Source organism: Vreelandella sulfidaeris Esulfide1 (assembly GCF_054072535.1).
The window spans coordinates 3,407,107-3,431,225 of sequence record NZ_CM133364.1; the positions used below are offsets into that span (position 1 = coordinate 3,407,107).

General features: G+C 54.9%; 24 protein-coding genes. 15 read left to right on the plus strand and 9 right to left on the minus strand.

Translation table 11 applies throughout. From position 1 onward, the window contains the following. Positions 1–193: 193 nt before the first annotated feature. The 8 genes from ACW44H_RS15880 to ACW44H_RS15915 all read left to right on the plus strand — a co-directional run bounded on the left by ACW44H_RS15880 (position 194) and on the right by ACW44H_RS15915 (position 7,995). Positions 194–2,071, plus strand: coding sequence for a beta-ketoacyl synthase (locus tag ACW44H_RS15880; RefSeq protein WP_457509061.1), 1,878 nt, complete (start codon positions 194–196; stop codon positions 2,069–2,071). Between the two features lie 2 nt (positions 2,072–2,073). Beyond that, complete coding sequence (coaD, locus tag ACW44H_RS15885; protein WP_457505506.1) at positions 2,074–2,568, plus strand: pantetheine-phosphate adenylyltransferase; 495 nt, start codon at positions 2,074–2,076, stop codon at positions 2,566–2,568. 79 nt (positions 2,569–2,647) lie between these two features. Further along, complete coding sequence (locus ACW44H_RS15890) at positions 2,648–2,896, plus strand: YfhL family 4Fe-4S dicluster ferredoxin (protein ID WP_035585565.1); 249 nt, start codon at positions 2,648–2,650, stop codon at positions 2,894–2,896. Positions 2,897–2,904: 8 nt separating this feature from the next. Then, positions 2,905–4,209, plus strand: a complete 1,305-nt coding sequence (locus ACW44H_RS15895) for an MATE family efflux transporter (protein WP_457505509.1) — start codon at positions 2,905–2,907, stop codon at positions 4,207–4,209. Between the two features lie 145 nt (positions 4,210–4,354). Then, complete coding sequence (locus ACW44H_RS15900; protein ID WP_113268968.1) at positions 4,355–5,665, plus strand: short-chain fatty acid transporter; 1,311 nt, start codon at positions 4,355–4,357, stop codon at positions 5,663–5,665. A 74-nt stretch (positions 5,666–5,739) separates the two neighbouring features. Beyond that, the gene (locus tag ACW44H_RS15905; RefSeq protein ID WP_113268967.1) at positions 5,740–6,282 is read left to right on the plus strand and encodes an acyl-CoA thioesterase; all 543 of its coding nucleotides are present in this window, start codon (positions 5,740–5,742) and stop codon (positions 6,280–6,282) included. Between the two features lie 25 nt (positions 6,283–6,307). Continuing rightward, the gene (locus ACW44H_RS15910) at positions 6,308–7,312 is read left to right on the plus strand and encodes an ion transporter (RefSeq protein WP_113268966.1); all 1,005 of its coding nucleotides are present in this window, start codon (positions 6,308–6,310) and stop codon (positions 7,310–7,312) included. Positions 7,313–7,389: 77 nt separating this feature from the next. Then, positions 7,390–7,995, plus strand: a complete 606-nt coding sequence (locus ACW44H_RS15915) for a LysE family translocator (RefSeq protein ID WP_457505513.1) — start codon at positions 7,390–7,392, stop codon at positions 7,993–7,995. A gap of 27 nt (positions 7,996–8,022) precedes the next feature. Here ACW44H_RS15915 and ACW44H_RS15920 read toward each other — a convergent pair whose 3' ends face one another. Together ACW44H_RS15920 and ACW44H_RS15925 are read right to left on the minus strand one after the other, a co-directional pair. After that, positions 8,023–8,394: an I78 family peptidase inhibitor gene (locus ACW44H_RS15920; protein ID WP_457505515.1), complete on the minus strand. Its 372-nt coding sequence runs from the start codon at positions 8,392–8,394 to the stop codon at positions 8,023–8,025. Between the two features lie 113 nt (positions 8,395–8,507). After that, positions 8,508–8,639 carry an entericidin A/B family lipoprotein gene (locus tag ACW44H_RS15925; RefSeq protein ID WP_113268963.1) on the minus strand — a complete coding sequence of 44 codons (132 nt, stop codon included), beginning with the start codon at positions 8,637–8,639 and terminating at the stop codon, positions 8,508–8,510. A 174-nt stretch (positions 8,640–8,813) separates the two neighbouring features. On the opposite strand from ACW44H_RS15925, the gene ACW44H_RS15930 reads away from it, so the two are divergent. After that, positions 8,814–9,233 (plus strand): HIT domain-containing protein, encoded by a 420-nt coding sequence (locus ACW44H_RS15930; RefSeq protein ID WP_447043283.1) that lies wholly within the window; start codon positions 8,814–8,816, stop codon positions 9,231–9,233. A gap of 8 nt (positions 9,234–9,241) precedes the next feature. On the opposite strand, the gene ACW44H_RS15935 is transcribed toward ACW44H_RS15930, so the two are convergent. The 4 genes from ACW44H_RS15935 to ACW44H_RS15950 all read right to left on the minus strand — a co-directional run bounded on the left by ACW44H_RS15935 (position 9,242) and on the right by ACW44H_RS15950 (position 11,918). Continuing rightward, positions 9,242–10,273 carry a nickel/cobalt transporter gene (locus tag ACW44H_RS15935; protein ID WP_457505517.1) on the minus strand — a complete coding sequence of 344 codons (1,032 nt, stop codon included), beginning with the start codon at positions 10,271–10,273 and terminating at the stop codon, positions 9,242–9,244. Positions 10,274–10,351: 78 nt separating this feature from the next. After that, positions 10,352–11,011, minus strand: a complete 660-nt coding sequence (locus ACW44H_RS15940; protein ID WP_457505519.1) for a DUF1007 family protein — start codon at positions 11,009–11,011, stop codon at positions 10,352–10,354. Beyond that, positions 11,008–11,367 carry a hypothetical protein gene (locus tag ACW44H_RS15945; RefSeq protein ID WP_457505521.1) on the minus strand — a complete coding sequence of 120 codons (360 nt, stop codon included), beginning with the start codon at positions 11,365–11,367 and terminating at the stop codon, positions 11,008–11,010. The genes ACW44H_RS15940 and ACW44H_RS15945 overlap by 4 nt, the downstream gene beginning before the upstream one ends. Then, a complete protein-coding gene (locus tag ACW44H_RS15950; RefSeq protein ID WP_457505523.1) occupies positions 11,364–11,918 on the minus strand; it encodes a hypothetical protein in 555 nt (184 codons plus the stop codon). Before ACW44H_RS15950 ends, ACW44H_RS15945 begins: the two co-directional genes overlap by 4 nt. Before the next feature lie 217 nt (positions 11,919–12,135). Between ACW44H_RS15950 and ACW44H_RS15955 the strand changes: the two genes are divergently transcribed. Both ACW44H_RS15955 and ACW44H_RS15960 read left to right on the plus strand, forming a co-directional pair. After that, positions 12,136–13,269 carry a glycerate kinase gene (locus ACW44H_RS15955; protein WP_457505525.1) on the plus strand — a complete coding sequence of 378 codons (1,134 nt, stop codon included), beginning with the start codon at positions 12,136–12,138 and terminating at the stop codon, positions 13,267–13,269. A gap of 217 nt (positions 13,270–13,486) precedes the next feature. Then, positions 13,487–13,963 (plus strand): Dps family protein, encoded by a 477-nt coding sequence (locus ACW44H_RS15960; protein ID WP_113268956.1) that lies wholly within the window; start codon positions 13,487–13,489, stop codon positions 13,961–13,963. Between the two features lie 92 nt (positions 13,964–14,055). Here the strand turns inward: ACW44H_RS15960 and ACW44H_RS15965 are convergent, their stop codons facing one another. Beyond that, entirely contained in the window at positions 14,056–15,522 is a 1,467-nt protein-coding gene (locus ACW44H_RS15965; protein WP_457505527.1) for an aminoacyl-histidine dipeptidase, read from the minus strand. A 27-nt stretch (positions 15,523–15,549) separates the two neighbouring features. Next, positions 15,550–17,718 carry a tRNA(Met) cytidine acetyltransferase TmcA gene (locus ACW44H_RS15970; RefSeq protein ID WP_457505529.1) on the minus strand — a complete coding sequence of 723 codons (2,169 nt, stop codon included), beginning with the start codon at positions 17,716–17,718 and terminating at the stop codon, positions 15,550–15,552. 387 nt (positions 17,719–18,105) lie between these two features. On the opposite strand from ACW44H_RS15970, the gene dctP reads away from it, so the two are divergent. The 4 genes from dctP to ACW44H_RS15990 all read left to right on the plus strand — a co-directional run bounded on the left by dctP (position 18,106) and on the right by ACW44H_RS15990 (position 23,005). Then, positions 18,106–19,209: a TRAP transporter substrate-binding protein DctP gene (dctP, locus tag ACW44H_RS15975; protein WP_457505531.1), complete on the plus strand. Its 1,104-nt coding sequence runs from the start codon at positions 18,106–18,108 to the stop codon at positions 19,207–19,209. Positions 19,210–19,274: 65 nt separating this feature from the next. Further along, complete coding sequence (locus ACW44H_RS15980) at positions 19,275–19,778, plus strand: TRAP transporter small permease subunit (protein WP_447043275.1); 504 nt, start codon at positions 19,275–19,277, stop codon at positions 19,776–19,778. Then, positions 19,775–21,109, plus strand: a complete 1,335-nt coding sequence (locus ACW44H_RS15985) for a TRAP transporter large permease (protein WP_113268952.1) — start codon at positions 19,775–19,777, stop codon at positions 21,107–21,109. Before ACW44H_RS15980 ends, ACW44H_RS15985 begins: the two co-directional genes overlap by 4 nt. Positions 21,110–21,319: 210 nt before the next feature. Further along, the gene (locus ACW44H_RS15990) at positions 21,320–23,005 is read left to right on the plus strand and encodes an ABC transporter permease (RefSeq protein WP_457505534.1); all 1,686 of its coding nucleotides are present in this window, start codon (positions 21,320–21,322) and stop codon (positions 23,003–23,005) included. Between the two features lie 7 nt (positions 23,006–23,012). Here ACW44H_RS15990 and ACW44H_RS15995 read toward each other — a convergent pair whose 3' ends face one another. After that, positions 23,013–24,116 carry an ABC transporter ATP-binding protein gene (locus tag ACW44H_RS15995; protein WP_457505536.1) on the minus strand — a complete coding sequence of 368 codons (1,104 nt, stop codon included), beginning with the start codon at positions 24,114–24,116 and terminating at the stop codon, positions 23,013–23,015. Between the last annotated feature and the right edge of the window lie 3 nt (positions 24,117–24,119).

Sequence of the window (24,119 nt, forward strand, 5' to 3'; positions counted from 1 at the left end):
AAAAGCGTGATTCTATCAGTCTTGTAAGCTTGCGGCATGACGCCGTTGCATGGCCGGTGCTATGATCATGCCTTAGATACTTATTAAGCACATCGCTTTGGCCATAGTAGGTTTAGAGCGTTGTCAATAATTGTTATTACCACCACCGCATCACGAGGAACCCGGCTTGTCACACTTACCGGTGATTGTCGGCATGGGCGGCATCAATCCCGCTGGCAGAACCTCTGGCCATCAGGCCTTTCGCCGCACGGTACTTGATGCCCTCCCTGCTGACCAGCAACGCCAGACACTGGAAGGCTTGGCGGCGCTTATGCGCTTAGTAAAGCACTCCGAAAATGGGTGGCACGACAGTACTGGCCAGTCCGTAGACGCCCCGGCACAGTCGCTGCGTGATCAGGTACTTAACCATACCCTGATCCGACGCAATGAAGATCCGCGTTTTCTCGCCCCCGGCCTGCCCGCTAACCGCCAGACCAGCATGCAGTTTGCTGAACCGATGCGCTTTACCCTGCGCCGTCGCCAGTTGCCCGACAACCTGCCGGTCGATTGGCAGGTGCGCGATATTGATGCCCGCGAGGTAGAAGTGATCGTGCCCGCAGGCGTACTGGAGGTATTACTGCCCGATGCGCAGGTACCTAAAGTACGCGCGGCGGCCCAGTTACCTAGCGGCTTTGACCCCGCAAGCCTTTATCGCAGCGTGCACCATCCACGCGGTCTATCGTTGGCGGTATTTGGCGCAAGCGACTGCTTGGGCGCCAGCGGTTTCGCCTGGGAGAAACTTCGTCAACAAGTGAACCCGGATCATATTGCTGTGTATGCGGGTAACTCCATCGGCCAGTTAGACGACCAGGGCTGGGGCGGCTTGCTGAAAAGCCTGGTGACGGGTCAGCGCGCGACATCCAAGCAGATGCCATTGGGTTACGGCCAGATGCCTGCCGACTTTTTGAATGCCTATGTACTCGGTAGTGTCGGTGGCACCGGCGCAGCCTTGGGTGCGTGTGCCAGCTTTCTCTATAACCTGCGCCTGGGCATTGATGACATTCGTGCCGGACGCCGCCGTGTGGTGATGGTAGGTACTGCGGATGCGCCGATTACGCCAGAAATTATTGAGGGCTTCCGGGCGATGGGCGCGCTGGCTGACGATGCTGGCTTGAAAGCGCTGGATGCGCTTGAATTGCTCACCGACAGCGACTATCAGCGCGCCTGCCGTCCATTTGCGCGCAACTGTGGCTTTACCATGGCGGAAGCTAGCCAGTTTTTACTGCTGATGGACGATACCCTGGCGCTTGAGACCGGCGCGGACATTCTGGGCGCTGTACCGGACGTGTTCGTCAATGCCGACGGTTACAAACGCTCTATATCGGCGCCGGGCATCGGCAACTACATAACCCTCGGCAAAGCGGCCGCACTGGTACGCGATATGCTCGGCGAAAAAGCCCTTAAAGAGCGCAGTTTTTTGCACGCTCACGGCACCAGCACGCCGAAAAACCGCATTACCGAATCCCACGTATTCGATGAGATTGCCCGTGCTAACGGGATCAGCGACTGGCCGGTGGTGGCGATCAAAGCGTTTATCGGCCACTCGCAAGGCTCCGCGGCGGGTGATCAGTTGGCAAGTGCCCTAGGCAGCTTTGCTCACGATCTATTACCGGGCATCACAACCCTGGATGCGGTGGCTGACGATGTTTATGCCGACCGTTTGCGTCTTTCACAAACGGCGCAGGCACTCCATGCTGATGCCGCCTTTATTAACGCCAAAGGTTTCGGCGGCAACAATGCCACCGGTGTTGTGCTATCACCGGCTGTCACCGAGCGCCTGCTGACTCAACGCCACGGTACAGCGGCGATAAATGCCTGGAAAGTGCGCCGCGAGGCAACCCGTGAAATGGCGGCAGCCTACCTCACCCAGGCGGATCGGGGCCACTACGCGCCACGCTATCAGTTTGGAGAAGCCGTACTGGAAGGCCCAGAACTGGATATTCATGCCGACCGGATTCACATTCCCGGTTACGATCATGCCGTCTCATTAACCAGTGACAATCCGTTTGGCCGCCTGGATGAGGAGAGCTAAGAATGAGCACTCGCAAGCTGAATATCGCCGTCTATCCCGGCACTTTTGATCCTATCACCAATGGCCATTTCGACCTGATTGAGCGCGGCGCGCGCATGTTCGACAAAGTGGTCATCGCCGTGGCGGCAAGCCCTGGTAAAAGCCCCAATCTCGACCTGGAAACGCGCATGGAACTGGTCAAAAAGGTCTGTGCGTCGTTACCCAACGTGGAAGTCATCGGTTTTTCCACCTTACTGACCACAATGATGCATGAGCAAGGGGCGACCATTATTCTGCGCGGCCTGCGCGCGGTCTCCGATTTTGAGTATGAACTGCAGCTAGCCAATATGAACCGGGCACAAAATCCAGAACTGGAAAGCGTTTTTTTAACCCCAGCGGTGGAAAATTCATATATTTCTTCGACCATCGTGCGCGAAATCGCCAAGCTGGGTGGCGATATTTCTCCCCTGGTGCATCCACAGGTCGCCGAGGCGCTGCGTAACCACTACACTAGCTAGCCAACGCCATTGTTGAGTAAAACACTTGGGTATTGCGTTACAATAGCCTGAGTGTGAACGCCATCTGCGAGGTATGCCCATGGCCCTGATGATTACCGACGAATGCATTAACTGCGACGTCTGCGAGCCCGAATGTCCCAATGATGCGATCTCCCCTGGCGAGGAAATCTACGTCATCGACCCTAATCTATGCACCGAGTGTGTCGGTCACTATGACGAGCCTCAGTGTCAACAAGTCTGCCCGGTGGATTGCATCCCGCTTGATCCTGAACGCCACGAAACCCAAGAGCAGTTGATGAAGAAGTACCGCATCATCACTGCCGCTTAAACGCTTACGTGCGCATCTGGGCCCTCGCCTGGCCAATTATTCTTTCCAATATCACTGTCCCGTTACTTGGGTTGGTCGATACTGCTGTGGTCGGCCATCTACCCGACTCCCGCTATCTAGCGGGGGTTACCCTGGGGGCTACGCTGTTTAGCTTCCTCTATTGGGGGTTTGGCTTTTTACGCATGGGGACTACCGGGCTGGTCGCACAAGCGATAGGACGCGAGAGCGACAGTGATGTACGTAACCTGCTGGGTCAATCACTGATCATGGCGCTGGTGATCGGCGCTCTGCTGATCGTGTTTGCCTCCCCGCTGGTCTCAGTGGGTCTATGGCTGTTAGATGGCAGCGACGTGGCCACCCAATTAGCGCGTGAATATGCCCAAATCCGGCTCTGGTCGGCACCCGCCGTACTCGCCAACTACGCCATTTTAGGCTGGTTTTTAGGCCAACAGAATTCCCGCGTCACGCTAATGATTCTACTGCTAACCAACAGCGTTAATATCGTGTTGGATTTATGGTTTGTGGTGGGCCTGGATATGAACAGCAACGGCGTCGCCTGGGCCAGTGTGATCGCTGACTACACAGCGCTGGCGTTCGGCAGCTATTTAGTATTGCGCCAATTAGTCAGTTTAGAGGGTCAGTTTTTGCGCGAACGTCTGCTCGCACTGACAGCCTATACCGCACTGTTTAACGTCAATGCCAACCTGTTTGTGCGAACGCTCGGCCTCTTATTTGCCATGGCGTTCTTTACCGCCCAGGGCGCCCGCCAGGGGGATACGGTATTAGCTGCCAACGCCGTACTGCTACAATTCATTATGCTCACCAGCTACGCGCTTGACGGTTTTGCTCACGCAGCAGAATCATTGATTGGGCGCGCTTATGGCCGCCAGGATTGGCGCGAATTTGCCGCGACGGTGCGTGGCGCCGCCCGCTTTTCATTCTGGACAGCTGCCGCTGCCGCCTTGCTGTTCGCGGTGGGAGGGAATGCGCTGATTGCGCTGCTCACCGGTCTTGAAGAAGTGCGCATGACCGCAGCACAGTATTTGCCATGGATGGTGGTCATGCCGTTAATTGCGGTATGGAGCTACTTGCTTGACGGCGTGTTTATCGGCACGACGGCAGTGCGTGAAATGCGTAACAGTATCTTTATCGGCTTGGCTGCCTATTTGCCCGCCTGGTGGTTAACCCAGGGGCTCGGCAACCATGGCCTATGGCTTGCGTTTATGCTGTTTACGCTAGTTCGCTCAGCGGTACTGATTTACTACTATCGCCTTTACTACCATCGCGCTCACCGGCTACCTCACTGGCGCTAAAACAACACGTAGAGTAACAACTGCGCTAAGGTGGGATTCAGCGGGCAGTTTCAACGTGAAAAACAGCGCGCTCGCCCGTATATTAGCTATGCACTTTCTAGACACTGACCAGGCACTTTCTAATAATGAATAAAGAGAGCATCCCATGCTTAAAATGATCTCAAAACCAGCGGTAAAGCTGGTGGAGCGCTACCTACCCGACCCGTATATTTTCGTTCTACTGCTAACGTTAATTGCCTCGGTTGCCGCCATTGCCATTGAACGCCAAACACCATTAGCGGTGCTACGTTTCTGGGGCGATGGTTTCTGGGGTTTGCTTACCTTCTCTATGCAAATGCTGCTAGTGCTGGTCACTGGCTTTATGCTGGCTAGCTCTCCGCCGGTAAAACGCATTCTGCAAAAAATCGCCGGCACCGCTAAAACGCCGGGTGGCGCCATCATCCTAGTCACGCTGGTTTCCTTGGCGGCCAGTTGGATTAACTGGGGGTTTGGTCTCGTTGTCGGCGCGTTGTTTGCTAAAGAGTTGGCCCGGTTGATACGCGTTGACTATCGTCTACTCGTTGCCAGTGCCTACTCGGGCTTTGTCGTGTGGCACGGCGGCTTGGCAGGTTCGATACCGTTGACCATCGCCACCGAAGGCCATTTCACCGCTGACCAGATTGGCGTCATTAGCACTGGTTCGACGATTTTCGCCTTCTTCAATCTCGCCATTGTGGTCTGCCTGTTTATCTCCATTCCGCTGGTCAACCGTATGATGCTGCCGGATGAAAAAGATAGCGTCTACGTCGACCCCAGCCTGCTCAATGATGAGCCAGAGCCGGTTGGGCGCCTTACTCGGCCAGCAGAACGCCTTGAGAACAGCTTAACCCTCTCCCTGTTGGTAGGGGTGCCAGGATTGCTGTTCTTGCTGGATCACTTTTTGCTACGCGGCGGCGGTTTGAATCTTAACGTCGTCAACTTCCTATTTCTGTTCTTAGCCATTGTGCTGCATCGCACGCCACGCAATCTGCTCTATAGCTTGAACGAAGCGATTAAAGGCGGTGCTGGTATTGTTATTCAGTTCCCGTTCTACGCCGGCATCATGGCAATCATGGTCCAATCCGGGCTGGCAGAAAGTATGTCCGAGTGGCTGGTATCGTTTGCTACCGCCACGTCGCTGCCCTTCTGGTCGTTTATCAGCGCAGGGATTGTGAATCTTTTCGTCCCTTCCGGCGGGGGCCAGTGGGCCGTTCAGGCGCCGGTAATGTTACCTGCCGCTCAGGCGCTAGGGGCTGACATTCCACGAGTGGCCATGGCGGTAGCCTGGGGCGACGCCTGGACCAACCTGCTGCAACCCTTCTGGGCATTACCCGTGCTCGCGATTGCCGGGCTTAAGGCGAAAGATATTATGGGCTTCTGTCTCATACAGCTGTTTATTACCGGCATTATCATTTCAGTCGGCCTAGTCTGGTTTTAAAAAACACCTAATCGCTGCCTGCCGCTTGGCTTCCCCTGCCTGACGGCAGGCAGTGTTAGTAGAGGAAAGACCGCATGTCCGAGACGGGAAGCAACACCAGCGCCGCAGTCAGCACTGCTCTACCTGGTCAGCATGAACTCTCTATGACCGTTCTGATGACACCCGACATGGCGAATTTCAGTGGTAAAGTGCATGGTGGGGCTATTCTTAAAAAGCTCGATGAAGTTGCGTTTGCTTGCGCCAGCCGCTACTCGGGCCACTATGTAGTGACGCTATCGGTCGATCAGGTGTTGTTTAAACAGCCGATTCATGTCGGTGAACTGGTGACCTTTTTAGCCAGCGTCAATCATGTGGGGCGTTCGTCGATGGAAGTTGGCATTAAGGTGGTCGCCGAAGATATCCGCAATAAGCTGATACGCCATACCAACAGCTGCTATCTCACCATGGTCGCGGTGGACGCTGATGGCAAGCCTGCCAGCGTTCCACCGCTCAGATTGGAAACGCCGCTGCAGAAACTACGGTTTGAAAAGGCTGCGCTACGCAAGAAGTTACGCAAACAGGCGGAGAGAGAAGAACTGCTGACCCAGCAACAACATCAGTCGCAGGCTCAGGTATAACATCCCCCAACCACTAGGAGTTCGCATGCTAGCCAGGGAACGCTACCCGCGCTTACCTAAAGCGGTTGAATATGCCCATATTGGTTGGGATTTTTTTATTTTAACCCTCGTTGTGATTAACCTTGCTCTACTGCTGTTTGATTCGCTGTTTCTACTGGGCCCTGTTAACCAGGGCATTGCCAGCATCGCCCCCGGCTTTCATGCCTTTTACGATGAAACGATCCATAGCCGTTTCATCGCCATCGACTTAGTGTTTGTCAGCTTTTTTATCGCCGATGTACTGCTAGGTTGGTCAATTGCGATTGTCGAACGACGCTACCACCGCTGGTTCTTTTATCCCTTCGTACACTGGTATGACGTACTAGGCTGTATTCCTCTAGCAGGCTTCCGCCTGCTACGTATTCTGCGTGTCGTATCGCTACTTCATCGTCTACACCGGCTGGGCTTAATTGACGTCACCCGCTGGGATATTTATTTATTTTTTGCCAAGTATTACGACATCCTGCTCGAAGAGCTTTCCGACCGTATCGCCTTAAAGCTCTTGGGCAATGTTCAGCAGCAGATCCGCGCGAGCGACTCGCTTACCGAGCGGGTCATCGACCGGGTAGTTATGCCCCGCAAAGCGCAGTTGATTCATGAGATCGCTCAGCGGTTGGAGAGCACGATTGGAAAAGCCTACCAAAATAATCGCCAATCCATCATGGCGGCGATCAGCGACTTGGTAAACCGTACATTGCGTGAAAGCCCTGAGTTCCAAAGTCTCCGCCGCCTACCCATGGGGCAGCAGGCAAGCAATGCAATGGAGTCATCACTAAGTGGGGTTGCCCAGCGGATGGTGGATGAGCTCCTGCTAGGCATCCACTCGGATGAGTTTAAGAAATTAGTTGAGCGCACTGCCGGCAACGGCTTCGATACTTGGCTTACAGTGGACGAAGGCAGTAATCGGATTACCGAACAAATGCTGTATGACATTCTTGAAATGCTCAAAGAGCAGGTCAATCGGCAACGTTGGAAAGACCGCTATGATTAGTGATTAGCAAAGCCTCATTCATTAGCTATTCAAACACGACACAACCCTGCCCCTTCACTTCGTATGGATACAATCAGATGAATAGCGAATGGTTACTCCTAGGCCCTGCGGCGCTCTATATGATGTCAATGACGCTTACGCCTGGGCCGAATAACCTAATGCTGACCGCTTCTGGCGCCAACTTTGGCTTTAAGCGCACGCTACCGCATATGTGGGGAATTCTAGGCGGCTGCTTTTTGCTATTTGCGGGTATCGCACTAGGCCTAGGCGTACTGTTTGAACGTTATCCCGCTATTCAAACCACATTACGCTGGGCAGGCAGTGCCTATTTACTCTACTTGGCGTGGAAAATTGCCAGTGCGCCACCGCCCAACCTGAAAGCCCGGGAACATAGCGTACCGTTTACGTTTTGGCAGGCGGCAGCCTTTCAGTTTGCCAATCCAAAAGCGTGGGTAATGGGGCTTGCCCTGATGGCAGGTTTTTTACCCGAAAGTGGTCAGCCAGTGGTGAATGCGTTGGTTTTGGCGGGATTTGCTGAGGTGGTAGCACTGCCATGTATCGCTTTATGGGCGGCCTTTGGCACAGCCATTGGGCAGTGGATCAAAAGCGACGGCGCATGGCGGGCGTTCAATATCACTATGGGGATACTGACCGCCTCCTGCGTGGTGCTGATATTGCGCTAGCGAGCTTAGTCTATTGCGCTAGAGAGCTTAGCCGCAGCGTAACGCCTCAATAGTGTTCTGATCATTGATATGAATATTCAAACGATCCGGGCGATGATCCATGGTCGCCATGTCGCCTGGGCGAAGTACACGCACTTGACGAGCGCCGCTATCGCTTTGTAATTGAGAAACCTTCGCCTCATCAAAGGGCTGACCTATCGCCTGTTGAATAGCGTCTAGGTCACAGGCAGCATGCGATTCATTATTGGAGTCGTTCGGCGCTACCGTTGGGGGCGGCGGTGCTGCATCAACATCATCGTTCGCTGGGGAGATCGGCATCTGCGAGCTAACGCAAGCTGTTAGCAAAAACGTGCAGGCGCTTACCAGGACGAGCTTGGGCAGAGTAATACGGGACTTCATCCTTGAGCTTCCTAAAAGTAACTTCCTAAAAGTAGGTTGTTAAAACGTTATAAAACCTCAGGGACCAGACGTAAATCTGGTCCCTGAGATACCGTTTATCTTTGCAGTCTTAATTATTCAGCTGCATCCTGAACGGCTTGGCCGCCTTCTTCGACATCCTGGCCAGCGCCAGAAATAGTATTGCAACCGGTTAGAACACCGGCGGTCATCAGCAGCATAAAGCTCATGGCTAATAATTTTTTCATTTACGTTCTCCTTAACGATTTATTCAACATCGGAAACTCCACTGGCAACCTTCATTGCCGCTTGGGAGTTTTTTCAGGGTAACAGCGTTTTCGTCATCGTGCTCGCTTTCCCCTACTTCACTTTGTAATTGCTATGCTATCAAACTTCTATCCAAAATGACGGGAGCCTTCTACTTGAACGATTTCACCCTTGATAAACGCCTTGCGGCTGACACATTTCCCGTAACGGACCTACCTCTAAGCCAGGTATTACTTATGAACGATGCGCGCTACCCTTGGGTTATTCTGGTACCGCGCCACGCCTCAATTAGCGAAGTGTTCGAGCTTTCTATCACCGACCAGCAGCAACTATGGCGTGAAGCCACCCAGCTAGGCGAAGCCATGAAAACAGCGCTGGGGGGAGACAAAATCAATATTGCCACGTTAGGCAATGTTGTCAGCCAACTGCATGTACATGTCGTTTTACGGCGGCATACAGACACCGCTTGGCCTGCCCCTGTATGGGGTAATGGCAAAGCAGAACCCTACGATCTAAATGGTCAGGCGCAGTTGCGTGACCAACTGCTGGCGCTCATTGATGGGCTTGATATCTAGCTTAGCCGCTACCCAGTGAGTGGATGACGTTGCTGAGCAGGCGGCTCATTTAGAAGTGGCCCACTCGCAGGCTGCGCAATGCCCGCGATGCTAAGTGAAACACCTAGAATCACAATCAGCGCACCACCCGCTAACGCCACCCAGCCGGTGACTTTTTGCACACTGCGCTGACTATGCTGTTGCTTGGTTAAGCGCCGCTGAGCCCAACCGCGGGCTAAAATACTGGCCAATGCGAGTGCCGAGACGGTGATGCCCGTGCCTAGCGACATTGCTAACACAGAGGCCATGCCTACTTCGAACTGGCCCAGTAGACTGGCAGCTCCCAGCATCAACACCGCCCCGCTACAGGGACGCATGCCAATGGCGCCTACGGTCATTATCGCCGTTCGCCAATCTAACGCCTGCTGAGGTTTAATATGATGCGCGCCACCGCAACAGTGGCTGTGCTCCTGGCTGTGGCTGTGGCTGTGGCTGTGGCTGTGGCTGTGGCTGTGGCTGTGGCTGTGGTCATTACGATGGGCCTGATAGGCTGCGCGCAATTGCTTAACGGCTCGCCAGCATAGCCACCCCCCTAGCGCGGCGACTAGCAGAAAACTAGCCTGCTCCACCCAGGCAACGCTGCCCATGGCTTGTCGGGTTATCCAACCTAAGCCATAAACCAACACGACGACCAGCAAAATAGCGGTAATGCCCTGCAGTAGAGAGGCGGCAAAAGAGAGTCCTAGAGCGCGTTTGACCGCGCCACCATGGGTGGCCAAATAGGTCGCCAGCACGGCTTTACCGTGCCCTGGCCCAGCTGCATGAAATACGCCGTAGGCAAAGCTAATGCTTAACAAACTCACCCATGTCGCCATCGTAGGAGTACGTGACAATTCGGTAATCGCCAGGGTCAACGAGCGATGCAGATCGCGCTGCCACCCGAGCAGCTGATAGCTCACGCTCTGAAACCCGCCTTGCCAAACGATAATAATCACTGCTGCGACGAGCAGCAGACCCAGCATTAACCCTAGGTGACGTGTAAAGGAGCGTGTTAAGGACATCTTACCGTTCCACTGAGAAAACTGTTACAAGGTAACATAATTATAAAATAACGCGGCAACGACATTTCCGAACAGCGCCTAACGACAATCAATTTGGCCGGTTTCTGCAAAATAGCGCCCCAAGCCTGGCTCACCACTTTCATCCTTATCGAGCAACGCCGCTTGCATCACGACTTCTGGGTCAGGGTCAGCGGGAAGAATAGCGAGCTCACAGGCAGGCTCGCCGTTATATATCAGCGCATCATCCCGCGGCTGACCGTCTTCCTCTTCATGGACTACTTCGATGTAGTAGGTGGGGTCAAACACTTGATAGCTAAGTAGCGAGTCTGTCAGCGGCTGAGGCGTTTCCAGAGGCAGAATAAACATAAAGATGAGCCGCCCATCGCGCTCCATAGCGGTATATTCGATGACCTCCCCCAACGCCTGGGGCGCATTGTTGATGCGCACTTCGGTTAAATAATGTTGTGTAGCAAGATTATCGCGTATCTCTTTGCCCAACTGATCAAGCCCCTCTTCGAGACTTGCGCCCTCGGCCTGCTGTAGTTCCTCAAAGACAACCAAGCTATAGAAGGGGTCCATTCGCCACGTTTGATGCAAGCTGCTCACCAACCCCTGATCATCGGTGATGACCCGGACACTCAAGTCGATCCAGCCGTGAGGGTGGGCATGAGTGTTAGGACTGATCAGAAAGCTACTCATCGCCAATACAAATGCTACTGAAATACTCGTTTCTCTCATGGCGCGACGCCCAACTTATGCTGTAAGGCGACAAGCCACGGATCTAACAAATAGGGCGGCAGGGGCTGATTCCCACGTAGTGCTGACACACGCACGCGGCTACCGCTGCCCTCTTCGCTCACCTGTAGCTGTAGCTGATACTCCGGCCAACGAGCAAGCGATGCCTCAGCGCGCCCCAGCGAAAGATCCGCATGGCGAACGACGTACCCCTGCTCCATCATCAACTCAACCGCTTCGTGGAAGGTCTGCTGTGATGGGGTAGCATAAACCAACTCACGCGGCTCTACGGGAGCTGTGGAAGCACACCCGCCCAACCCTCCGATAATTCCGATTATTAACCAATGGCGAATATTCATAATGGACTCCCGTTGGTCGGCACAGCTTGGGCAAAATCAGTCTGAAAGCGCTGGCAGAAGTCGTCATTACTGGCGCTGTAGGATTCGCGTAGATCCCCCCACTGATCGAAGCGGCGGATATCACGGGAAATGCGTATATGGGCATCCTTGACCAATAGCGACACACGCTCCACTTCCACCGGCTGCTGCCCAACGCCACCACCAAAGCCAATACCGCCTATGCCAAGGCCCACACCACCACTTCCAATGCCCAAACCACCGAACAGGCGCATGCCACTTCCATAGCCGTAGGCGTTATCGTAGGGATCGTAGTAACCATGCAGCTCCCGTTCACGGCTCGCACTGACCAGCCCTAAAGCCGTATCGGTAGTATCCAAGCTAAATCCCCATTCGGTCAGGAGCTCAACGCTGGTTTCTAACGCCTGTTCATCGGAGGTGGGGAAATAGCACGCAGCCGCTGGCGCTGGCTCCGCTTGAGGCAGCCGATCAGGCACCACCTGGCAGCCAGCAAGCACAAGCAGGCAGGTTAAACTTATCGGTATCGACTTCATGTGAGTTCCTCTAACGGACGAGGCCGCTGGTTTGCCGATGATTAGGGCGCTAAGCTCGCCAAAGGTGGCCGGAATGAATGACACTATTTTAGTAGCTCTGTTTTAAAGATACTGTTTTAAAGGTTCTGTTTTAAAGACTCTGTTTTAAAGACCCTGTTTTAAAGACCCTGTTTTAATGAAAATGTTTTGAAACAAATATTTTGCGGAGACCATGCCAATGAATGTCCTGCTTTGCCCCGACAGCTTTAAAGATGCACTGAGCGCACAGGATGCCGCCAGCGCCATGGCGCGCGGTGTTAAAAGCGCCGCACCAGATGCGCAGGTGCAAATCTGCCCTCTAGCTGACGGCGGTGAAGGCAGTTTAGATGCATTGATCGCCGCGACAGGCGCCGAGCGTCGCCAGCTAGCCGTGCAAGATGCCCTGGGGCGCCCTCGTCAAGCAACCTGGGGCTGGCTGAGCGACCAGCGTACCGCGTTTATTGAATTGGCAGAAGCCAGCGGTTTACAGCACCTTGCAGCCGATGAGCGCAATGCACTGCACACCTCCACCTTTGGGGTCGGGGAACTGCTGCTGGCAGCGCTGGACCAGGGCGCTGAAAAAGCGCTTTTACTGCTCGGCGGTAGCGCCACCAATGATGGCGGTGCCGGTATGTTGCAGGCACTCGGCGCCCGCTTTTTTGATCAAAACGGCAACGCACTACCCCCCGGCGGCGCTGCGCTTTGCCAACTGGCCTGCTTGGAGCTTGACGGGCTAGACCCGCGCTTGGCCCGACTCACCCTGGAGGCGGCGGTTGATGTTGATAACCCACTGTTAGGAGAACGGGGTGCCAGTGCGATATTTGGCCCACAAAAAGGCGCTTCACCGGAAGACGTTGAGCAACTCGACCGAGCGCTTAGCCACTTCGCCGATATCAGTGCTCAGCTATTAGGCGACGACTACCGAACGCTGCCAGGTGCAGGGGCGGCAGGTGGGATGGGGTTTGCTGCAAAAGCATTTTTAAATGCGACGTTAAAACCCGGGATTGAAATGATTATGCAGCAAGCCAACATGGCCACGCTCTTGGCCCGCGCCGACCTAGTGATTACCGGCGAAGGTCGCCTGGATGGGCAAAGTTTGGCGGGTAAAACACCAATCGGTGTTTCTCGCGCTGCGCAACGCTTTAACAAACCCGTGATCGTGCTGGCGGGCAGCCTTGGCGATGGCTGGCAAGCCTGTTTTGATGAAGGTGTGACGGCGGCTTTCGCGTTGGCCGATGGCCCTATGACGTTAAACAATGCGCTACCGCGTACCGCCGAGCTACTCGAAGCGCGCTGTGAAAGTTTGCTGCGCCTATGGGTACATAAACCTTGAAAAACGCGCAGGCCTTGAAAAAGAGGCTTAGCGCCAGCATCTAACGAATAATCGCCCGTTAAAGACAGATGCCTAATGGCGTCGCACTATGGCGGCAATGCAAAAAACCTGTTTTGCATTGCACCAAAGACACCCTATTCTGAAAAGCTGTACTGAAGAACGATGTTGGAAACACGCACTAACCGCCGCATACTGTGGCACAACGAGGGAGCAGGATATGACTGATACCAATAGCATTGGTCTACATGAAGGTAGCGCTAGTCAACTCGCCGAAAAGCTTAACCACCTGCTGGCCAACTACCAAATTTTCTACATGAACGTGCGCGGCTACCACTGGAATGTCAGGGGTAACGACTTTTTTGAGCTGCACGCCAAGTTTGAAGAATTTTACACCGACCTTCTGACCAAAGTGGACGAGGTTGCCGAGCGTATCCTTACCCTAGGCCATAAGCCGGTACACGCTTACAGTGACTACGTAACGCTGTCGCGCATCCAGGAAGATAAAGATGTCCACGACGGCACCACCTGTGTAAAAGGCGTGCTTAAAGGCTACCAGACAATCATCGAGCTACAGCGCGAACTGCTGGCGCTGGCTTCTGACGCCGATGATGAAGGCACCGCGGCTCAAGCCGGTGACTACATTCGCGAGCAGGAAAAAACGATCTGGATGCTTAACGCCTATTTAAGCAAATAAGGGCTAAGCAAATAAGTGTTAAGTAAATAAGCGCACTTTTATGGCGTAAAACGGCACCGTCTAGGTGCCGTTTTTGTATTCGCCAGGGAGAGCTAGCGCTGACCAGCAAGATCCTCAATCAATGCCCGCAGCATTAACCAAAACTCCTCAACCGAGGCTAATTCAACCCGCTCGTCCGGTGAATGGGCGCCGCGAATTAGCGGACCAAACGAGATCATATCCAAGTGCGGGTACTTGCTACCTAAAATGCCGCATTCAAGCCCGGCATGAATTACCTTTACCTCTGGCTCATGGCCCAACAGCGACGCGTGGCGTGCGTTGAAGGTTGCCAGCAACTCGCCATCGGGATTAGGTGCCCAGCCTGGGTAGCCGTTCTCGACTTTTACCCGTGCGCCAATCAAACCAAACAGTGCCTTAAAGCGGTCCGCCATGGCGACTACCGCACTGTCGTGCAGTGAACGTACTAGTGCACAGAGGTGTAATCGTCCTTTCTCAAGGCTTAAGACGCCCAGGTTATTGGACGTTTCCACCACACCCGGCACATCAGCACTCATCCGCTCTACCCCACAAGGGGCCGCGTGAAGCGCTGCCAGCAGCATAACGCTGGCATCCAACGTTAGCGGCTCGACATCGGGATGTTCCGATAAGCGCTGGGCACTGATTTTAAGACCGCTGTCGCCGCTGCCCAGCTCTCTTAATAGAATCGTTTCCAGCCCAGCAATCGCGACCAACGCTGCATCTACCTCATCGGCGGGCAGTGCCACTTGGGCAAACGCTTCACGGGGGATCGCATTGCGTAAGGTGCCTCCGTGGTAGCTAATCAAACGCGCATCAAATGCTTCCAAAGAACGCAGCACTCTGACTAACAACCGGTTAGCATTACCTAACGGCTTGTGGATATCCATGCCCGAGTGGCCACCCTTAAGGCCGGTCAGGGCAATTTCAACGACCCGTTCGTGCTCACCCGCCGCGGCGCTCGGCAGTTGCGCATCGACTTCCACGTCGGCCCCACCTGCGCAGCCGATATACACCTGGCCACGGTCCTCACTGTCCAGGTTAAGCAGCAGCGAGCCTTCCAGCCAGTTCTCAGCCAGGTTCAGCGCACCTCCCATGGAGGTCTCTTCTTCCAGGGTAAAAAGTGCTTCCAGCGGCCCGTGACGTAAGTCGGGATCTTCCAATACGGCCAGAATGGCCGCCACGCCCAAGCCATTATCTGCCCCCAGGGTGGTGCCTTCGGCGTGCAGCCAACCGTCGGCTACGTAGGTGCTGATCGGGTCGCGAGTAAAGTCATGGGCGTGACCGCTATTGGCTTGAGCCACCATATCCAGATGGCCCTGGAGCACGACGCCGGGTGCTTGTTCACAACCGGGAGAGGCTGGTTTACGGAGTCGTAAATTACCGAAGGCATCGCGGTCGTAGGCTAAGCCTTGGGCATCGGCCCACTCTTCGAGAATGGCGACCAGTGCCGCTTCATGACCCGAGGGGCGAGGTGTATTGCAGAGTGTTCGGAAGTGGCGCCAAACCAGGCTAGGTGCCATCGCTTCAAGATGTGCGTTCATAAAGGCTCTTCGTTATCGGCAACCGGTCTACTTTACCGGCTCGATGAGGTTATTTACAGCGAGACGTAGGGCTTTCACTGCATCATTATGAGCATTCGTTAAGGCTCTATTTTGTAACGCCCAGGCCGCTACTTGTCGAAGCGACTGCTGCTGCATTTCCGTTAAGGCACAGCGGCTGGCTTCACGCGCCAACGCTTGCAAAGCCGGGCGAGCAAGGACCGGATCGCGATGCGCGGTCGCCACATCTTCGATGTCCTGCCAATCACGCGCGCTAAGCGGAATGCTCGGCATCTGCTCTAGTAGCAATACAACCACCGAGGCGGGCAGCGCTTTTAATTCAAACGCCAACAGGCTAGGGAGGGCTGCCTGAAAGCGCTCATAGAGGTCAGCAAGTACCGCTTCGCCCTGTGTATTTAGCGCCTTTGCCACCATCACGGCAAACTCACCGGTCGATGCCTCGCGGGTAATACCTAAGCGCACCGGCGAAAAGCCTAGTGTCAGCCAAAAACGCAGCAGCGACGCCTCAGCACCAAAGGTTGCGCCATAAAGCGCGATCCCCTGCTGCTTTGCAGTGGCCATATCATCGTGCAGCAGCGCGTGACCTAGCCCTTGGCGGCGACGCTCGGGGTGGGTAGCGATACGCACCACTCGGCGCCAGCGCGCAGTCAACGCTTCACGGCTACCGGCATGCGTTGCCAACGACTGGGCCAATAGATGCCCCTGAGGGCGACGTTCACCGCGGGCGACTTGATTGGCCAGCACGGCCTCAAAACCACCTTCTTCCTGAGTGACCAAGATCGCCTGAGGCTCATGCTGCTGTTCAACCATTCGCAGTGCCGTGCCGGGGCCGTCGAGCAACTGGCGCAGGTCGTTGGGGCTAGTGCGGTAGTGGGACTGCACCAACAACCCAAACAGCTTTTCCAGTGCAGTATCATCCTTGGCAAGCCAAGCACGATCAATCGTTTCCGTCGCCCCTGTGTTTTCTGTCGCTACTATGCTTTCTTGTCGCTGCGCGATAGGCAGCGATGCTTTTAACAGCAGCAGTTGATTGACTACCGTTTCCAGCGGGTCACCACGGTGCCAACGGATCGGCGCATCAAGCACTAGCGCCTTCCATTGAGGCGTCAGCCGATCAAGGGTTGCACGAAAGCGCAGCGCGAATCCTCGCCCTGAGCCCTCATAGCCATGCACGGTGGTGGCAAAGGCAATACGCGGGAAAGCGGTCAGCCACTGTCCCAGCAAGGCGGCGGGTATCGCCGCCGCCTCATCAACCATTAAATAACTGCCGTCGCCGCCCTGCTGCTGTGCATTGATCTGCTCGGTTAAGCGATCAGGCGGCAAAAACATCAGCTCACTGCCCTGGGCCAGCACAAAGTGGCCTGGACCAACGCGACGGCCATCCGGGCAGAGCGCTGCTACCCGCTCAAACACGCTCTCCACCGAACTCAGCCGCGGTGCGGTGAGCACTATTCGTTGGTTTTTTTTCATTAGCAGCCGTGCGCAGGCAATACCCAGCGCCGCGCTTTTGCCACGCCCACGATCGGCGGTTATTACCAATGGGCGGCGGCGCTTTAAGCCAACGAGCTGTTTCACTGCGTAGGCTTGATCAGCGGTCAGGCAGTCGCTATCGCCACTTTCAGTTTCATCTGCGTTGCACAAAGGCAGTCGAGGCAGGTTCAGCGCTTGGCCAGCGTGCCAACGCACTATTTGAGTTGAAGTCTTCAATTGACGCGCTAAGCGCGCCAGGTAGTGGCAAGTGAGGTCTGACCAGTGCCAGGGATAATCAGCAAAACGGGCGTAGTCTGGATCGGGCGCCTCTCCCCATGGCTGCGGTGTGATAAGTACCAACAAGCCACCCGCGGTGACCGTCCCCGCCAGGGCTCCCAATGCTTCCGGGTCAAACCCAGTGACATGGGTCTCCAACACCACCAGTTGATGTTCTGCCCCCAGGCGCATGCGCGCTTTACGTGGCGAAAGCAGCGGCGAGAGCGGCGCATTTTCATCGCCCACCCACAAGGGAGCCTGCCAAGCGTAGGCCTGCCACAGCGCCTTTGCTAAGGCCCGACACTGCACAGCATCGCCGCTTAACCATACCAATTGGCGCCAGCGGCGGTGGGCTAAACGTTGCGCGTGATGAGTTAGCGCTGCCACCCTGCGCTGTTGTTGACGGCTGCCTAGCTCACGGTCCTCTAGCACGCGGTCTCTTCCCCTGCTCGACTGTTTCCCATTACGTCACCCCATCAAGCGTTGCGATGTGTCTCTGGCAGCAAGGCCTTTGCTTACAACTTTGGTTTAATGATTTAACCACTTTCAACGTTTTTATGCTGTTTTACCGCTCATATTGGTTCTCATTAGTGCTTTCAAGTAATTGTTTAAAAAAGAAATACAATTATTTAGTAGTCAAAACCAAAGCGACACTTCCTTACATTACTGATATTGCGCTGCAGCGGTGTTGTTGTGCTAGTTTAGCTCTGCAGTGCTTAACACCCTTTGTTTACGTAAACGTAACCCAGCAGCACTGCACTTTCCTGACTTCAGGTAACCAACACTAATAACGCCACACGCCAAACCAGGAAATACACCATGAAAAAAATGACCAAATTCGCTCTTACCGGCCTCGCCGCTGGTATCGCCTTCGCTGCCTTCACGTCCACCGCCCAAGCACAAGAAGAGTGGACAATGACCTCCACCTGGCCGGAAAACCTTGATCTGATCAAGATTGACCAGCACTGGGTGGAACTGGTCAATAAGCTGGCTGGCGAAGAACTCCAGATCAATTTCCGCGCAGGCGGCACCCTGATGCCGGGTACTGAAGTTTTTGATGCCACTGAAACAGGTAGCATTGAAGCCGCCGGCGACTGGCCAGGCTATTGGGCAGGCTTGAACCCGGCATTTTCGCCGCTCGCTACCACGACCAGTTTGTTTAATGGCGTCGACTACCTCAACTGGATTCAGCAATGGGGCGGCCGCGAACTCTATGAGGAAATCTATGGCCAGTTCAACATGGTCTATCTTCCCTACGGCATTACCAATAACGAATCTGGCTTTATGGGGCGCACCCCGATTGAGAGCATTGCTGACCTAGAAGGCAAGCGTCTACGTCTCTCGGGACGCGACCAGGGTCGTGTGCTGGAAGAACTCGGCGGCTCTCAAGTCACCCTCGCTGGCGGTGAAGTCTACCAAGCGATTGAACGTGGCGTCATTGATGCGGGTGAATTCTCGACCCCGGGCGTTGATTTTAATGCTGGCTTTGCCGAGGTGGCCGATTACTGGGCAACCCCAGGCTGGCACCAATCGGCCAGCGTATTTGGGGTCATGATCAATAAAGATGCCTGGGACGCGCTCTCCGAAGAGACCCAAGAAACCTTGCGTATTGCGGCAGACGCCACTATGGCATGGTCGCTAGCCTGGTCTGAGCGTCAATCCACCGAAGCCACCCAAAAGTTCATTGATGAGGGTGTCACGATCAATCAGTTCTCCGAAGAGGACCTGGCGCGCATTCAGGAAGTCACCAATGAGGTCATTCTACGCGGTGCTTGCGAAGCTCCCGACCACGCCAAGGTCTACCAATCCATGGTGGCCTACCTTGAGCACTATGCGACGTGGCGCGATGTTTCCGCTCCTTACAACATGAGCCGCGTGATGGATAATCTGCCCTCACTGGAAGAGATCGAAGCCTGCCTGTAAGGCGCTTCTGTGCCGCCTCGGTTTTTTCCGGGGCGGTTTTTTTGTGATGACCGCGGAGATCTTCCATGAATGCGATTGCCAAGGCGATCGATGCCATCAATGAAGCCTTTGGGCGAGTCATCGCCCCATTGATTGCCATCATTACCCTGATTGTTCTTTACGATATTGCGTCACGCTTTCTGTTTGGGCGCCCCAGCGATTGGGCGTTTGATGTTACCAAAATGCTCTTTGGTGCCCATTTTATGCTGATGGCGGCTTATGGTTTACGCCATCACGCCCACGTAGAAGTCGACGTATTAAAACGTTTGCTATCACGTAAAAAGCAAGCCTTGTTTGAAGTGCTCGGTTACCTGATTTTCTTTGTTCCCTTTATCTGGATGTTGATCACTCTGGGTTGGAGCTTCTTTGAACGCTCATTAAGCCGCGGTGAAACCACTTATGGCATGGTTTCAATCCCGGTCTATCCGATTAAAGGCGTCATTGTGGTCGCTGCTGTACTGATTTTGCTACAGGCAATTGCCATTGTGCTGCGTGCCATCATGCAGCTTCGCGAGGAGACATCAGCATGAACTTAAGCCCTGAAATGCTCACGCTGGTGATGTTTGGCGGTCTAATGGTGGGCCTGTTTATGGGCCATCCGCTGGCATTTGTGCTCGGTGGTGTCGCCGTTATTGGCGCCTTTCTCGGCCCGGGCGAGCGAATCCTCGGTACGTTGATTAATAATATTTTTGGTAACGCCATGGACAATTATGTACTAGTGGCGATACCGCTGTTCATTTTAATGGCGAGGTTCTTAAACGACTCCGGCGTAACTGAAAAGATGTTTGATGCCATGCGTCTGCTGCTGGCGAATCTACGCGGCGGTTTGGCGCTTACCGTGGTGATCGTGTCAGTTTTGCTGGCGGCCACCACCGGTATCGTCGGTGCCTCGATTGCGGTAATGGGCATGATCGCCCTGGTGCCCATGCTCAAGTATGGCTACAACAAAGAGCTTAGCGCAGGGGTCATTATGGCGAGTGGCTGTCTGGGCATTTTGATTCCGCCCAGCATCATGCTGATTCTGATGGCCAGCTATTCCCCGGTATCCGTGGGCGCCTTGTTTGCAGGTGCGCTAATCCCCGGCTTACTGCTCGGTGTCATGTATGCGCTCTATGTATTGATTATCTGCTATATCAAACCGCACTACGGCCCCAAAGTGCCAGCGGAAGAGCGTGCCGAAGTCAGTACCAAACAGCTGCTTATCATGTTGGCAAAGTACGTGGTTCCGCCAATGTCATTAATCCTCGGGGTACTGGGCGCACTATTTACCGGCATTGCCACGGCCACTGAAGCATCCGCTATCGGCGTATTTATCGCCTTTATCCTGTTTTTGATCTTTGGTGATCGCAAAATAAGCACCTGCTTCTGGACGATGATCGAAGCGGGCAAAACCACCACGATGGTGATGCTGGTCCTCGTCGGCGCTACTGCTTTTACCGGTGTTTTTTCTCGCGGCGGTGGCATGAGTGTGATCAGCGAGCTGGTGCTGGCAATGCCTGGCGGCACCGTGGGGGCATTGATCCTGATGCTGTTTCTGGTATTTGTCCTGGGCATGTTCCTGGACTGGACCGGCATTGTACTGCTGAGCTTCCCGATCATGCTGCCCATCGTCGAGACCATGGGCGTCGATATGCTGTGGTTTGTGGTGATGGTGGCAGTGGTACTACAGACATCATTCCTTACCCCACCCTTTGGTTATGCCTTGTTCTACCTGAAAGGCGTGGCACCCCCTGGGGTGGAAATCGTCGACCTGTATAAAGCGGTAGTGCCTTTCGTCGCGTTGATATTGTTGGCGTGTACGCTAATGGCCTTCTTCCCGTGGCTGATTACCGGTCTGCCGAGCATGATGCTGGGTTACTAGAGCTTTCTCCCGATTTCAGGCTTAACCTACCCACCATGACAGCCCGCCTCGGCGGGCTTCTTTTTTTGCATTTACGATTGGACTGCCAAGCTGCAGTAATACAGCGCCAATGCTACTATTCACGCCCGTTATTATTTCGCATTGAGTTTCGCATTAAGCGCACTGCGCCACTTTGCGCTGCTGCTTTCCATCAATGCAAGGAGTGTTCGTTTGTTCAGATCGGGCTATCGCGGGCTATTCAACGCCACCTCTTCGCTTGGCCGAGGCGCGAGCCCTTGGTCGATTGCCCTGATCGCAGTGGCGTTCGTCGTAGCGCTGCCTGTGCTGGTGGTATTTGCCCATATCGCGATGCCTACCGATGGCGTATGGCAACACTTGGCCAGTACCGTCCTTGGCCGCTACTTAAACAACACCTTCTGGTTGGTGCTAATAGTCGGCCTGGGCACGTTAATTATCGGCACGGGAACGGCCTGGTTGGTCGTAATGTGCCGTTTTCCCGGCAAACGATTATTCGAGTGGGCGCTACTGCTGCCGTTAGCAGTACCCACCTACGTCATCGCCTACGCCTATACGGACTTTTTGCAGTTTGCCGGGCCATTACAAAGCCTGCTACGCGAAACGTTTGGCTGGGAGTATGGCGACTACTACTTTCCCAATGTTCGTTCCCTCGGTGGCGCCGCGACGGTCATTACGCTGGTGCTCTACCCTTACGTCTACCTGCTGGCCCGCGCCTCATTTTTAGAACAATCGGTCTGCGTGCTTGATGTGGGCCGCACGCTTGGGCGCGGCCCCTGGAAGCTGTTCGCCAGCGTCGCTGTGCCACTGGCACGCCCGGCGCTGGTGGGTGGGGTATCGCTGGTATTGATGGAAACACTTAACGAGTTTGGCGCCGTTCAGTTCTTTGGCGTCGATACCTTTACTACCGGGATCTATCGCACCTGGTTCGGCATGGGCGAGCAGGTCGCGGCGGCGCAACTGGCCGCTTGCCTGCTGACCTTCGTGATTGTATTAGTGCTTCTGGAACGCTGGTCACGAGGCAAGCGCCGCTACTTCCATACCACCAATCGCTATCAGCAGTTGCCCGAGTACGCGCTGCACGGCTGGCGCGCGTCGGCAGCGACGCTGGCCTGTTTAGTCCCGGTGCTAGTAGGCTTTTTACTGCCCAGCGGTATTTTGCTTAATTTAGCACTGCAAGGTGGTGATTCGCTTTGGGGCTCGCGCTTTATCGGCTACGCCTGGAACAGTCTGGGACTGGCAACAGTGGCTTCGCTGATTGCCGTGGGCTTGGCAGTGGTCCTGAGTTATGGGGTACGCATGCACGATACCGGTTTCGCCCGAGTGGCTTCCCGGGTCGCCTCCATGGGCTATGCGATACCGGGCTCGGTGGTCGCGGTGGGCATTTTGATACCGTTTACCTGGCTGGATAACGCTCTTAACACATGGTTCAACCATCACTATGGCTACATTATTGGCCTGGTATTTAGCGGGTCGGCTTTTATTTTGCTCTACGCTTATGTCGTGCGCTTTTTGGCCGTTTCGTTCAATGCGGTCGAAGCCAGCTTAGGCAAAGTAACGCCGAGCATGGATGCCGCCTCACGTACGTTGGGCCAAACGGCAGGCGGCACGTTGCGCCATATTCATACCCCAATGATGCGTAGCAGCCTGCTGGCAGCGGGCATTTTGGTCTTTGTCGATGTCATGAAGGAGCTGCCCGCGACGATCATTCTGCGCCCTTTCAACTTCGATACGCTGGCGGTGCGGGCGCACAATCTGGCGTCTGACGAGCGGCTGGCCGAAGCCTCGACGTCATCACTGGCAATTGTCGTCGTTGGCATCCTGCCGGTGATTCTGCTCAGCATGGCCATGCGCCGCTCACGCCCCGGCGCTAAGTCGTGAGAAAATCCTAAGACGAGAGCGGAAATACAAACACTTGAGAAAGATCGAGATGAATATCCACCGGCTGGCCTTCTGCGGGTAAAAACACCCCCGGTACCCGGGCGTGCAAGTGAGCCTCAAGGCCGTTTTCACCATGGGCGCACAGGTGTAATAGGCTAGTACGCCCCAGCAGCTTTGCCATCACCACATGGCTATGGCGATGAACCTCGGCAGGCAGATCTCGTTCAACAATACGCAACGCTTCAGGGCGAATCATTATCAGTGCATCGCTGCCCTCGGCTAACCCAACAGCAGGCACCCGCCCCACCGGTGTGTTCACCGCGCCATTGCGCACCTGTCCCTGCAGCTCATTGACATCGCCGAAAAAGGTCACCACAAAGGGGTCTTGCGGTGAGCAGTAAAGCTCTCGCGGAGTTCCCGTTTGCACAATCCGCCCATCGCGCATTAACGCGATACGATCGGCCATAAACATGGCTTCTTCAGGGTCATGAGTGACTAACAGCGTGGCCGCACCCACCTTTTTCAGTACGTGCAGGGTATCGTCGCGGATACGATCGCGCAGTCGTGCATCAAGGCTTGAGAACGGCTCATCCAAGAGCATTAGCCGCGGGGACGGCGCCAACGCACGTGCCAGGGCCACCCGTTGCTGCTGGCCACCCGAGAGCATATGCGGGTAAACATCGGTATATCCGGCCATGCCCAGTTGCTCAAGCAACTGCTTGGCCCGCTCGCGCCGCTGGCCTGAAGTTAAATGTTTAAGCCCAAAAGTAACGTTTTCCAATACGGTCAAGTGAGGGAAAAGTGCTGAATCTTGAAACGCCAGCCCGACATTGCGCTTTTCGGGTGGCACATGGCGCTGGCCTGGTGCGGCGATATAAACATCATCTAATGCCACGCTGCCCTCTTGCAGTACTTCTAACCCCGCCGCAATTCGCAATAGCGTGGTCTTACCACATCCAGAGGGGCCCAGCAGGCACACCACTTCACCTGGAGCAACGTTTAAATCTACCCCTTTGACGACCGCATGACCGTCGTAGGCATGGCGAACATTGTGAAGGCTCAGTGCTGTTGTACTGGGCGCTTCTGGGGTGATTTTGAGGGTTGCTGTCATACA

Bases quoted from the DNA above. Each gene is read 5' to 3' on its own strand.
- ACW44H_RS15890 (WP_035585565.1), top strand. From the start codon at position 2,648: ATGGCCCTGATGATTACCGACGAATGCATTAACTGCGACGTCTGCGAG.
- coaD (WP_457505506.1), top strand. From the start codon at position 2,074: ATGAGCACTCGCAAGCTGAATATCGCCGTCTATCCCGGCACTTTTGAT.
- ACW44H_RS15995 (WP_457505536.1), bottom strand. From the start codon at position 24,116: ATGACAGCAACCCTCAAAATCACCCCAGAAGCGCCCAGTACAACAGCA.
- ACW44H_RS15955 (WP_457505525.1), top strand. From the start codon at position 12,136: ATGAATGTCCTGCTTTGCCCCGACAGCTTTAAAGATGCACTGAGCGCA.
- ACW44H_RS15910 (WP_113268966.1), top strand. From the start codon at position 6,308: ATGCTAGCCAGGGAACGCTACCCGCGCTTACCTAAAGCGGTTGAATAT.
- ACW44H_RS15985 (WP_113268952.1), top strand. From the start codon at position 19,775: ATGAACTTAAGCCCTGAAATGCTCACGCTGGTGATGTTTGGCGGTCTA.
- ACW44H_RS15920 (WP_457505515.1), bottom strand. From the start codon at position 8,394: ATGAAGTCCCGTATTACTCTGCCCAAGCTCGTCCTGGTAAGCGCCTGC.
- ACW44H_RS15900 (WP_113268968.1), top strand. From the start codon at position 4,355: ATGCTTAAAATGATCTCAAAACCAGCGGTAAAGCTGGTGGAGCGCTAC.
- ACW44H_RS15905 (WP_113268967.1), top strand. From the start codon at position 5,740: ATGTCCGAGACGGGAAGCAACACCAGCGCCGCAGTCAGCACTGCTCTA.
- ACW44H_RS15960 (WP_113268956.1), top strand. From the start codon at position 13,487: ATGACTGATACCAATAGCATTGGTCTACATGAAGGTAGCGCTAGTCAA.
- ACW44H_RS15980 (WP_447043275.1), top strand. From the start codon at position 19,275: ATGAATGCGATTGCCAAGGCGATCGATGCCATCAATGAAGCCTTTGGG.
- ACW44H_RS15950 (WP_457505523.1), bottom strand. From the start codon at position 11,918: ATGAAGTCGATACCGATAAGTTTAACCTGCCTGCTTGTGCTTGCTGGC.
- ACW44H_RS15945 (WP_457505521.1), bottom strand. From the start codon at position 11,367: ATGAATATTCGCCATTGGTTAATAATCGGAATTATCGGAGGGTTGGGC.
- ACW44H_RS15935 (WP_457505517.1), bottom strand. From the start codon at position 10,273: ATGTCCTTAACACGCTCCTTTACACGTCACCTAGGGTTAATGCTGGGT.
- ACW44H_RS15925 (WP_113268963.1), bottom strand. From the start codon at position 8,639: ATGAAAAAATTATTAGCCATGAGCTTTATGCTGCTGATGACCGCCGGT.
- dctP (WP_457505531.1), top strand. From the start codon at position 18,106: ATGAAAAAAATGACCAAATTCGCTCTTACCGGCCTCGCCGCTGGTATC.
- ACW44H_RS15965 (WP_457505527.1), bottom strand. From the start codon at position 15,522: ATGAACGCACATCTTGAAGCGATGGCACCTAGCCTGGTTTGGCGCCAC.
- ACW44H_RS15915 (WP_457505513.1), top strand. From the start codon at position 7,390: ATGAATAGCGAATGGTTACTCCTAGGCCCTGCGGCGCTCTATATGATG.
- ACW44H_RS15940 (WP_457505519.1), bottom strand. From the start codon at position 11,011: ATGAGAGAAACGAGTATTTCAGTAGCATTTGTATTGGCGATGAGTAGC.
- ACW44H_RS15880 (WP_457509061.1), top strand. From the start codon at position 194: ATGGGCGGCATCAATCCCGCTGGCAGAACCTCTGGCCATCAGGCCTTT.